Origin of the sequence: Enterobacter sp. HMSC16D10 (assembly GCF_001807145.1) — a bacterium.
Taxonomy (GTDB): Bacteria; Pseudomonadota; Gammaproteobacteria; order Enterobacterales; family Enterobacteriaceae; genus Enterobacter; species Enterobacter roggenkampii.
On the sequence record NZ_KV787894.1, the window covers coordinates 77,355 to 89,379 of the forward strand.

The window sequence follows — 12,025 nt, forward strand, 5'->3', positions numbered from 1 at the left end:
CTACTCCTTAAACCTTTTCAACCTGGACAAGGTTTGTGTGGGATGGGTTGCCCTTCGCCAGCGGCGACGGACGCTGTGTGGTCAGTACGTTAATACTGCCTGCCTGGTCGATGCGGTTGGCATCCGGGCTGTACCAGGCCCCTTCCCCTAACGCCACCACGCCGGGCATCATGCGCGGGGTGACTTTGGCTTCAATATGCACCTCGCCGCGACCGTTGAAGATGCGCACGCGATCGCCATTGCTGATGCCGCGCGCTTTCGCGTCCATCGGGTTAATCCACATCTCCTGGCGGCAGGCGGCCTTCAGCACGTCGACGTTACCGTAGGTAGAGTGAACACGCGCTTTATAGTGGAAGCCGGTCAGCTGCAGCGGGAATTTCGCCGTCAGCGGATCGTTATAGTTTTCAAAGCCCGGCGTGTAGATCGGCAGCGGATCGATAACATCCCCTTCCGGCAGCTCCCAGGTGGAGGCGATTTTTGCCAGCGCTTCGGAATAGATTTCGATTTTGCCCGACGGCGTGGTCAGCGGGTTCGCCTGCGGATCTTCACGGAACGCTTTGTACGCCACGTGGTGTCCTTCCGGATCGCGCTGTTTGTACATTCCCTGCTTGCGGAAGGTATCAAAGTCAGGGAGGTCAGGAATTGCCTTACGGGAGAGTTCATGCAGATGGCGCATCCACCCTTCCTGAGTACGCCCCTCGGTGAACTGCTGCTCAACGCCTAGACGTTTCGCCAGTTCAGAGGTCATCTCATAAATGGTTTTGCACTCGAAGCGCGGTTTAATCGCCTGGTCGGTAAAGATCACGTAGGACATGTTGCCGCAGGAGGCGTCCAGCGCGAAATCCATCTGCTCAGAGGCGGTGCAGTCCGGCAGCAGGATATCGGCATATTTTGCCGAGGAGGTCATGTGGCAGTCGATCACCACAATCATCTCGCACTTCTTGTCGTCCTGCAGGATTTCATGGGTGCGGTTGATTTCAGAGTGCTGGTTGATGAGACAGTTACCGGCATAGTTCCAGATCATCTTGATCGGCACGTCCAGCTTGTCCTTACCGCGCACGCCGTCGCGCAGGGCGGTCATTTCCGGGCCACGTTCAATCGCATCGGTCCACATAAACATGGAGATGCTGGTCTGAACCGGGTTATCCAGCGTTGGCATACGTTCAAACGGCACTTCATATGAGCCTTCACGCGCGCCGGTGTTACCGCCGTGAATACCGACGTTGCCGGTCAGAATGGAGAGCATGGAAATGGCACGGGTCGCAATTTCACCGTTCGCATGACGCTGCGGGCCCCAGCCCTGGCTAATGTAGGCTGGTTTGGCTGAGCCAATCTCACGCGCCAGCTGAACGATACGCTCTGCCGGGATGCCGGTGATGGTGGACGCCCACTCCGGCGTTTTTGCCACGCCGTCGCTACCCTGACCGAGAATGTAGGCTTTGTAATGCCCGTTTGCGGGTGCGCTGGCTGGCAGGGTTTTCTCGTCATAGCCGACGCAGTATTTATCCAGGAAAGGCTGATCGACGAGGTTTTCGGTGATCATCACCCACGCCAGCGCTGAGACCAGGGCCGCATCGGTCCCGGGACGGATGGGGATCCACTCGTCTTCACGTCCGGCACCGGTGTCGGTATAGCGCGGATCGATGATGATCATGCGGGCATTGGATTTGGCGCGCGCCTGTTCGAGGTAGTAGGTTACCCCGCCACCGCTCATGCGGGTTTCCCCCGGGTTGTTACCGAACAGCACGACCAGCTTACTGTTTTCGATATCGGACGGACTGTTACCGTCCGCCCAGCCGCCGTAAGTGTAGTTCAGTCCCGCCGCGATCTGCGCTGAGGAGTAGTCACCATAGTGATTGAGATAACCGCCGCAGCAGTTCATCAGGCGCGCCACCAGCGTTTTTCCCGGCGGCCAGGAACGGGTCAGCGTGCCGCCGAGCGTCCCGGTACCGTAGTTCAGATAGATGGATTCGTTGCCGTACTCTTTAATAAGGCGCTGCATATTGGTGGCGATGATATCGTAGGCTTCATCCCAGCTAATCCGCTCGAACTTCCCTTCCCCACGCTTACCGACACGCTTCATCGGATATTTCAGGCGGTCCGGATTATAGACGCGGCGACGCATGGATCGACCACGCAAACACGCACGCACCTGATGTAACCCTTCGTAGTTATCGTCCCCGGTATTGTCGGTTTCGACATATTTAATTTCGCCATCCACCACATGCATACGCAGCGGACAACGGCTACCGCAGTTAACGGTACAGGCACTCCACACCACTTTTTCCGGCGAAGTGGCCGGAGACAGAGCATCTGCCGCCGACGCCAGTCGGGTAAAAGGGAGCGTGAAGGCACTACTGGCTACAGCCAGGCCGCCTATTGCCGTGGTTTTCATCAACCCACGGCGAGTGACCTCGGCAGCCATTAATGCTTCAGGCGCGTTGATTTTCATAGAGACTCACTTTGGTTGCTCACAAAGAAAAGAGAGGCGGCGCAAACCGCTATGTATTTTTATATATAACGAATATTATCGTTATCAGCTTTTTATGCTGGCTTTCATTCGAAGGAGTATTACTACTTTAGAGGGAGAGGTTATTGCGTCGTATCAAACCAAAGGCATAAAAAAAGCGCCATGAGGCGCTTTTTTTTTTTAAGACAAATTATTAGCCGATGTACTGCTGGCCTTTCATGTATGGACGCAGCACTTCAGGGATCTCGATACGACCGTCTGCCTGCTGATAGTTTTCCAGCACGGCAACCAGGGTACGGCCCACAGCCAGGCCAGAACCGTTCAGGGTATGCACCAGACGGGTTTTCTTATCAGATTTGCTGCGGCAACGTGCCTGCATGCGGCGCGCCTGGAAATCCCAGACGTTAGAGCAGGAGGAGATCTCACGGTAGGTGTTCTGCGCAGGTACCCACACTTCCAGATCGAAGGTTTTGCAGGCACCAAAGCCCATATCACCGGTGCACAGCGCCATACGACGGTATGGCAGACCCAGCAGCTCCAGCACTTTTTCAGCGTGGCCGGTCATCTCTTCCAGCGCGTCCATGGATTCTTCAGGACGGACGATCTGCACCATCTCAACTTTGTCGAACTGGTGCATACGGATCAGACCGCGCGTGTCGCGACCGTAAGATCCTGCTTCAGAACGGAAGCACGGAGAGTGCGCCGTCAGTTTGATTGGCAGGTCGTCTTCGTCGATGATCTCATCACGCACGAGGTTAGTCAGCGGCACTTCCGCGGTTGGGATCAGCGCGTAGTTGCTGCTGTCTGCTTCCTCGTCCAGCGGACGGGTATGGAACAGGTCGCCGGCAAATTTCGGCAGCTGGCCCGTACCGTACAGCGTATCGTGGTTGACCAGATACGGCACATAGGTTTCGCTGTAGCCATGCTGCTCGGTGTGCAGATCCAGCATGAACTGCGCCAGCGCGCGGTGCAGATGGGCAATCTGGCCTTTCATCACCACGAAGCGAGAGCCGGTCAGCTTAACCGCTGCCGCAAAATCCAGGCCCGCGTGCATTTCGCCCAGCGTCACGTGGTCGCGCACCTCGAAGTCAAACTCACGAGGCGTACCCCAGCGTTTCACTTCAACGTTGTCGTTTTCATCTTTACCGACAGGCACGCTGTCGTCAGGAATATTCGGGATAGCCAGGGCAATATCACGAATTTCGGCCTGAAGAACATCCAGTTCAGCTTTCGCCTGATCCAGTTCTTCACCCAGCTTGTTCACTTCCAGGCGTAATGGCTCAATATCTTCCCCGCGCGCTTTCGCCTGGCCGATGGATTTCGATCGAGAGTTACGCTCTGCCTGCAGATTTTCAGTTTGTACCTGCAGTACTTTACGACGCTCTTCAAGAGCGCGCAGCTTATCTACATCCAGCTTAAAGCCCCGGCGTGCCAGTTTTTCAGCGACTGCGTCTGGCTCATTACGCAGCAGATTGGGATCGAGCATGCTTATCCTGTGCTTATCGAATTAAAATAGGAAATGTGACCACAGCCTGCGGTCACAAGGATACAATTGCCAACATTACCGCAACGATTGAACTAACGGTAGCGTTTTATAGGGCTATTTTGATCCTGTCCGGCGAGCCAGGTGAGCTTTTCACCAATCTTGCCTTCAAGACCTCTGTTTGTGGGGTGATAATAGCGCGTTTGTGCCATCTCCTGCGGGAAATATTCCTCCCCGGCAGCGTAGGCATTGGGTTCATCATGAGCGTAGCGGTATTCCTGCCCATACCCCATCTCTTTCATCAGTTTGGTCGGCGCATTACGCAGATGAACCGGTACATCGTAGTCCGGGCGTTCGCGTGCGTCAGACATCGCGGCCTTAAACGCGGTATAGACGGCATTGCTTTTCGGCGCACAGGCCAGATAGACAATCGCCTGCGCAATGGCGCGCTCACCTTCTGCGGGTCCAACCCGGGTGAAACAGTCCCAGGCCGACAGCGCGACCTGCATGGCACGCGGGTCGGCATTGCCGACATCTTCTGAGGCAATCGCCAGACAGCGGCGCGCGACGTATAGCGGATCGCCACCCGCAGTAATAATGCGCGCGTACCAGTACAGTGCCGCATCCGGCGCGCTGCCGCGCACGGACTTATGCAGCGCCGAAATCAAATCGTAAAAACGGTCACCTTTATTATCGAAACGCGCGCTGCGTTCCCCGGCAATTTCGGTGAGCAGTTCCGGCTTCAGCACCCGCTTCCCGGCGTCGTCGACCTCAGCCATGTCGGCCATCATCTCCAGCGTGTTCAGCGCCCGACGCGCATCGCCGTTGACCAGCTCGGCAATCGCACGACGCGTCTCGTCAGGCAGAACGATATCCTGTCCGCCGTAGCCGCGCGATTTGTCGTCCATCGCCTGAGTGAGAACCTTTTCGATATCCTCAGTCGTCAGCGATTTGAGCAGATAAACGCGCGCACGGGAAAGCAGCGCCGAGTTCAGCTCAAACGACGGGTTTTCGGTGGTCGCCCCAATGAAGAAGATCGTGCCGTCTTCAATATGCGGCAGGAAGGCATCCTGCTGGCTCTTGTTGAAGCGATGGACTTCGTCGACAAAAAGAATGGTGCGGCGTCCGGCGTTGCGGTTCTGACGCGCACGCTCGATAGCCTCACGGATCTCCTTCACGCCGGACGTCACCGCTGAGATACGCTCAACGTCCGCGTTGGCATAACGGGCAATCACTTCTGCAAGCGTAGTCTTGCCGGTGCCTGGGGGGCCCCAGAGGATCATGGAGTGCAAATGCCCCGCCTCAATGGCACGCGGCAAGGGCTTACCGGCAGCCAGCAGGTGCTGCTGACCGATGTACTGCGCTAAATTTTCTGGCCGCATACGGGCGGCCAGAGGTTGAAACGCGTTATCTGAAAAATCGAGCGACAGATTGCCCACTCACGCCTCTTACTTATTGCGTTGGTCGTCCACCGTTACGCCCTTCGGCGGGGTAAAGGTGAACTTCGATGCATCAACGGCGCCGTTCTGCTGAGATTTGAGCTGATAGCTGCTGCGCTGATCGTCCTGCTCAACCGCGCCGAACTGATTAATGGTACCGTTGGTGCTGACATTGATGGTGAACTGCTTCAGGTTGCCGTTGCTGCCTTTCGGCGTCAGGACAAACTCGTCACCTGTCTGTTTAATATTGTACTGCTGCCAGTCGCTGGCCTGGTTACGGGCAATCAGCATAAATGGCGTATTGCTGGTGGCATCTTTCAGCCAGGTCGCAGTAGCCTGCTCAACGAACGGGTTGTAGAACCATAAGGTTTTACCGTCAGACACCAGGATGCTTTCATCCGGCTGGGTCATGTGCCAGTTAAACAGATTTGGCCGTTTTACCCACAAGTCCCCCTGACCTTCCTGCACCGCGTTGCCGCTACCGTCCGTCACTTTCTGCGTAAAGCTGGCGTGGAAGCTGCTTACTTTATCCAGTCGGCTTTTAAGGTCGCTGGCTGCATCAGCCCAGACGCTGCTGGCGACAAAACTGGTGAGTAATGCACAGGCGATGGCGATTTTTTTCATTGTTATTCCTTAAAATACGTCTTCCCGATATGGGGTTTCCGACTTCTATTCTGGACCTGCCCGGAGGCAGGCGACAGAAGAAAATGCTTAATTTTGGCTGATTTACCCTTCTTTGCAATCGCGGAAGATTAATCAAACGGTGGCGGAGCAAGCACCTCGCGGTTACCGTTATGCCCCTGCTCGCTCACAATGCCCTGCGCTTCCATCTGCTCGATAATGCGCGCAGCGCGGTTATAGCCGATGCGGAACTGACGCTGTACGCCAGAGATAGACGCTTTACGTTTTTCGGTAACGAAATTCACCGCCTGATCGAATAATGGATCCAGTTCTTCGCCGCCGTCAAAGCCACCGCCGCCGCCTTCGCTTTCCGTATCGCTGGTGATGCCATCGACGTATTGCGGACGACCGCGCGCTTTCCAGTCCTGCACGACCGCGTGCACTTCCTGGTCGCGCACGAACGCGCCGTGAACACGCACCGGAGAGGTGGAGTTCGGCCCGGAATAGAGCATGTCACCCATTCCCAGCAGCGACTCTGCACCGCCCTGGTCAAGAATGGTACGGGAGTCAATTTTACTGGATACGGTGAAGGCGATACGCGTCGGAATGTTCGCTTTAATCAGACCGGTGATAACGTCCACGGAAGGACGCTGGGTCGCCAGCACAAGGTGAATACCGGCCGCACGCGCTTTCTGCGCCAGACGGGCAATCAGCTCTTCCACTTTCTTACCGACGGTCATCATCAGGTCAGCGAATTCGTCGACCAGCACCACGATATAAGGCAGTTTTTCCAGCACCGGATGCTGGGCATCCATGCTGTCACCCGGCTTCCAGTACGGATCCGGAATCGGACGGCCCATGCGCGCCGCTTCGGCGATTTTCTCGTTATAGCCGGCCAGGTTACGCACGCCCAGCGCAGACATCAGCTTGTAGCGGCGTTCCATCTCATTCACGCTCCAGCGCAGGGCGTTGGCGGCGTCTTTCATGTCGGTGACCACTTCAGTCAGCAGATGTGGAATACCTTCATAGACCGACAATTCGAGCATTTTCGGGTCGATCATGATGAAACGCACATCTTCCGGCTGCGCTTTATAGAGCATGCTGAGGATCATGGCGTTCACACCGACGGACTTACCGGAACCGGTGGTACCCGCGACCAGCAGGTGAGGCATTTTTGCGAGGTCTGCCACCACCGGATCGCCAGCGATATCTTTACCCAGCACCACGGTCAGTGGAGATGGGTTATCACGGAACTTGGTGTTATCCAGCACTTCACGCAGGTAGACGGTCTGACGTTTCTTGTTCGGCAGCTCAAGACCAACGTACGGTTTGCCCGGTATCACTTCCACCACGCGCACCGCCACGGTTGACAGAGAACGCGCCAGGTCGCGGGACAGGTTGGAAATACGCGCGGCTTTTACGCCCGGCGCCAGGTTCAGTTCAAAACGGGTGATCACCGGACCCGGCGAGTAGTTCACCACGTCCGCCTTGATACGGAAGTCAGCCAGACGGGCTTCAACCAGACGGGCCATCTGCTCCAGCGCAAACGTATCAACCGGCTCGACTTCTGCTGGCGGCGGCGTCAGCAGGTCCAGCGACGGCAGCGGCGTGCTTGGACGCTGCAGCGGACGGCTGTCACCGTTACGCATCAGCAGCGGGTGAATCAGGCTCTCCTGCGGCTGTGGCGCAGGCTGCTGGAACTGCTGTTGCTGCGGCTGCTGTGGTTGCACATACGGCTGTTGAACAGGTTGCTGTGCGTAGGTCGATGGTGTCTGCTGGCGCACAGGCTCAGCTTCCGGCATCACGCTCGGGGTAAATAAAGGCTCGCTTGGACCATCATCCACCAGATCTTTCATCGGCGAGAATTCAAAGTCCGACAGTGAGAACGGATTTGCCCCTGCCGGCTGTTCACCGGAGTAACGCTGCTGCTGCGTTGCCGCAAACTGGCGCGCTAATTCGGCTTCTGCCGCATCATCGTCGTCTTCCAGCGCAGGTTCGTCGTGCTGATAGTCTTGACCGTAGCGCTGATTCTGCTGCGCAGCGAACTGGCGGGCCAGCTCGTCCTGCTGCATTTCATCAGCATCATCGTCGTACTCAGACTCGCGCGCTTTTTCTTCAGCCATGCGCTGGGAAGGCAGCTTGATGCCATAAGAAGCAAGCTCACGGCGGGTTGGCACGCGGACGCGGTTAGGACGAGGCAGTTGCGGACCAATCCCCTCTTTCACCTGAGGACGCGGTGCGCCCCCTGTTGCCAGGCTAAAGACCGGTGCCGCCGCTGCTGCGGCCGCAGTAGCCTGCTTAACGCCTTCCGCTACGGGTGCTACAGCAGGCGTCGGGTCGACCGGCGGAACAGAAACAGAAGGCGCCTTCGTAACCGGCTCCTGCACCGGTTCAGGCACAGGCTGATACCAGGCGGCCAGCTGTTCGCGTTCACGCGCACGACGCTCTTCGACTTCTTCGAAATAGTACAGCGGTGGACGCGCAGGCTTCACCTCTTCCACGATTTCAGGCTCAGGTTCAGGCTGCGGTGCAACGTAAGGCTGCACAGGTTCAACGGGGTCAGGCACGTACTCCTGATAAGGCTGGGACACTGGCTGCTGATATTGCTGCGGTGCATACTCAGGCTGCGGCGGCTGATAAGGCTGCTGCCACTGTTCCTGCTGCACGGGGATGTAGCTTTCAGGTTCAGGCGCAATAACGGGCTCCGGCGTGTGAACACCCGGCGCAGTCTGCCAGTCAACCTGAGGCTGCTGAATAACGGATTCCGGCGGCGGGACCGGCGCGGATGGCATCACGGCGTCGACAGGCGCGGCATACGCCTGCGCAGCGGTCGTCGCGGCGGCGGCAGCCGCAACCGGCTCGGTAACCGAGTGGCCGTTCAACAGTGGATCGTATTCGTCGAAGTCACCCGGCGTGGCACGGCTACCGGAAAAAAGCACATCATCAGGATCGACGGCGGTACCTGCTGCACGATACTCAACCTGCTCGTCTTCATCCATGCGTTTACCGGAGAAGAGCGCCGCATCGGTTTTACGGCCCAGCGGGTTGGCAAATTTCTCAGCAACACGCTGGCGACGCGCCAGCGCACCGCGCAGAATTCGGGCACGACGAGACTCGCGACGCTGCACAGGCGCATCGTCTTCCTCTTCATCTTCGTATTCGTCTTCATCCACCCACGTATCGTCACGACGGGTACGGTTACTGGCGAAGGTCAGAATGGTGAGGATAAAGCTGCCAATTTTCTCGGCAATGCTCACCCAGGACCAGCCGGTAAACAGCGTCAGCCCGGCGGCCCAGATGCACAGCAGCGCCAGCGTGCCGCCGCTGCTGTGCAGCATCGGCTGAAGCGCGGAACTTAATAAGCTGCCGATTACCCCGCCAGAGGCGAAGTACCAGATATCATCCGCATTGATCGCTGCCAGCCCGCAGGAAGTGAGAATCAGCGCCAGCGCGCCAATCAGGCGCAGCGAGACGGCGAAATAGTCGATGTAATCATCGTTCTGACGATGACGCCACGCAAACCAGCATCCGCCAATGATAATGACGGGAAGGGTGTAGGCCATCACACCGAAAATGAAAAACAGCGTGTCCGCAAGCCAGGCACCGGGGACACCGCCTAAATTATGGATAGGCTCATGCCATGCAGTTTGTGACCAGCTGGGATCAGAGGGGTTGAAACTGAGTAAGGCTGCCATCAGCCAGACGGCAAAAAGGGCAATAACAATCAGCAAAGCCTCGAGGAGACGACGTCCGCTGCTTAGCTTCGATAGTGTGACTTCTTTGTCTTCAGTATATTCCTGGCTCAAGAAAGGCTCTCCAGGTATCAGGCATATCCTGCCTGTTTGCTAAAACGGACAACAGCGCCGGGACTCCCCGGCACTGTTGCTGTATGGATTAACAGGAGTGTAATCAAACTACGCTGATTTTGCACCTGTTCCGTGTTAGCGCGTCTTAATAACCAGACGATTGCTCTGTTTGACCTCTTCCATTACCACATAAGTACGGGTGTCGTTCACGCCCGGCAGACGCAACAGGGTTTCCCCCAGCAGCTTACGGTAGGCGGACATATCAGGCACACGGGTTTTCAACAGGTAGTCGAAATCACCGGACACCAGATGACACTCTTGAATTTCTTCAAGTTTTTGTACAGCGGCGTTAAATTGCTCAAACACATCCGGCGCACCACGATTCAGAGTAATCTCAACAAATACCAGAAGTGAGGCATCCAGATAATGCGGGTTCAGCAGAGCCGTATAGCCCTGAATAAAACCCTGTCTTTCCAGTCGGCGCACACGCTCAAGGCACGGCGTCGGGGAAAGTCCCACACGTTTTGAAAGCTCGACGTTGGAAATACGCCCATCCTTTTGCAATTCATTCAGAATGTTACGATCGATACGGTCGAGATCTTTGCCAGGGCGCTTCTTGCTATCTACCATTATTATTGTCTCTCTGTATTCCTTCCCTACTCCTGCCTGGACCCTGTGCACATCACTGTTCAGAGCCTGTACCCGTTAGTCATCACATCGCCTGGTTTTGTATTAGACGCGATGCGGATTCGGGTTCTGTTGGTAAGAAGACCGTTGCCCGAAGGCTGTCACCGACATCACGTATGGCGTCTGTCCACGCCATGCGTAGATTTCACTGACCCGGTAAAAATGGCATTTACGTGCATGCCTATGCGGCATACGGTTAACGCGGTTTTTTTTCTTCCTTGAATGTTTTCGCAAAAGCGCAGGGGATTGTCAAAGCAAAACATCGTTTTTTAGTACAACATGCCGGATATTCATTACGACAGGGTATTAATCCTCATTTTATTGCCTTATAAACGACCGGTTTTCTTAAGAAAGCGTGATGTTATCGCGCGCGATTCATCGTCCACGGCTATTACACAGATTGATATCAAAATTGCTGTGCTCTTTTTTTACGGCAACAAATTCCCTACAATCCAGCCAAATGTCTGCCAACAACAATGGGGATCTCATGGGCACGGCCAAACACAGTAAGCTGCTAATCCTTGGTTCTGGACCTGCGGGATATACCGCGGCGGTCTATGCTGCACGCGCTAACCTGCACCCGGTACTCATCACCGGTATGGAAAAAGGCGGTCAGCTGACCACCACCACCGAAGTGGAAAACTGGCCAGGGGACCCGAACGACCTGACCGGGCCGCTGCTGATGGAGCGCATGCACGAGCATGCCGCTAAATTCGAAACCGAAATTCTGTTCGATCACATCAACAAGGTCGACCTGCAGAACCGTCCGTTCCGCCTGACGGGTGACAGCGGTGAATACACCTGTGACGCGCTGATCATCGCTACCGGCGCCTCTGCCCGTTATCTCGGTCTGCCATCCGAAGAAGCGTTTAAAGGCCGCGGGGTTTCTGCCTGCGCCACCTGCGACGGTTTCTTCTATCGCAACCAGAAAGTCGCGGTTATCGGCGGCGGCAACACCGCGGTGGAAGAAGCGCTTTATCTGGCCAACATTGCCTCTGAAGTGCACCTGATCCACCGTCGCGAGACCTTCCGCGCGGAGAAGATCCTGATCAAACGCCTGATGGATAAGGTGGCAAGCGGCAACATCGTGCTGCACACCAACCGCACCCTGGAAGAGGTGACGGGCGACCAGATGGGCGTTGCCGGTCTGCGTATCCGTGATACCCAGAACACTGATAACGTCGAAACGCTGGAAGTGGCGGGTCTGTTCGTGGCTATCGGCCACAGCCCGAACACCGCGATCTTCGAAGGCCAGCTGGAGCTGGAAAACGGCTACATCAAAGTGCAGTCCGGCATTCATGGTAATGCGACTCAAACCAGCATCCCGGGCGTATTCGCGGCCGGCGACGTAATGGACCACATTTACCGTCAGGCGATCACCTCTGCGGGCACCGGCTGTATGGCCGCGCTGGACGCTGAACGCTACCTCGATGGACTGGCTGAACAAGGTAAATAATCTTTACAAGTCAGTAACAAACGTAAATAAAGGCGGCGATAAGTCGCCTTTATTGTCTCCCCG

At 56.3% G+C, this 12,025-nt stretch carries 7 protein-coding genes; 1 reads left to right on the plus strand and 6 read right to left on the minus strand.

What is annotated here, in order from left to right; all coding sequences use genetic code 11:
• Window positions 1-7 precede the first annotated feature (7 nt).
• From dmsA to lrp, 6 genes are all read right to left on the minus strand, one after another.
• The gene (gene dmsA / locus HMPREF3143_RS16705; RefSeq protein ID WP_025912931.1) at window positions 8-2,452 is read right to left on the minus strand and encodes a dimethylsulfoxide reductase subunit A; all 2,445 of its coding nucleotides are present in this window, start codon (window positions 2,450-2,452) and stop codon (window positions 8-10) included.
• A 211-nt stretch (window positions 2,453-2,663) separates the two neighbouring features.
• The gene (serS, locus tag HMPREF3143_RS16710; protein ID WP_008499983.1) at window positions 2,664-3,956 is read right to left on the minus strand and encodes a serine--tRNA ligase; all 1,293 of its coding nucleotides are present in this window, start codon (window positions 3,954-3,956) and stop codon (window positions 2,664-2,666) included.
• A 92-nt stretch (window positions 3,957-4,048) separates the two neighbouring features.
• Window positions 4,049-5,392: a replication-associated recombination protein RarA gene (rarA, locus tag HMPREF3143_RS16715; RefSeq protein WP_008499984.1), complete on the minus strand. Its 1,344-nt coding sequence runs from the start codon at window positions 5,390-5,392 to the stop codon at window positions 4,049-4,051.
• A 9-nt stretch (window positions 5,393-5,401) separates the two neighbouring features.
• A complete protein-coding gene (lolA, locus tag HMPREF3143_RS16720; protein WP_021240884.1) occupies window positions 5,402-6,016 on the minus strand; it encodes an outer membrane lipoprotein periplasmic chaperone LolA in 615 nt (204 codons plus the stop codon).
• Between the two features lie 128 nt (window positions 6,017-6,144).
• Window positions 6,145-9,819 carry a DNA translocase FtsK 4TM domain-containing protein gene (locus HMPREF3143_RS16725; protein ID WP_070533752.1) on the minus strand — a complete coding sequence of 1,225 codons (3,675 nt, stop codon included), beginning with the start codon at window positions 9,817-9,819 and terminating at the stop codon, window positions 6,145-6,147.
• A 135-nt stretch (window positions 9,820-9,954) separates the two neighbouring features.
• Window positions 9,955-10,449, minus strand: a complete 495-nt coding sequence (gene lrp, locus HMPREF3143_RS16730; protein WP_000228469.1) for a leucine-responsive transcriptional regulator Lrp — start codon at window positions 10,447-10,449, stop codon at window positions 9,955-9,957.
• Window positions 10,450-10,993: 544 nt separating this feature from the next.
• Here lrp and trxB point away from each other — a divergent pair.
• Window positions 10,994-11,962, plus strand: a complete 969-nt coding sequence (gene trxB / locus HMPREF3143_RS16735; protein ID WP_021240886.1) for a thioredoxin-disulfide reductase — start codon at window positions 10,994-10,996, stop codon at window positions 11,960-11,962.
• Window positions 11,963-12,025 lie beyond the last annotated feature (63 nt).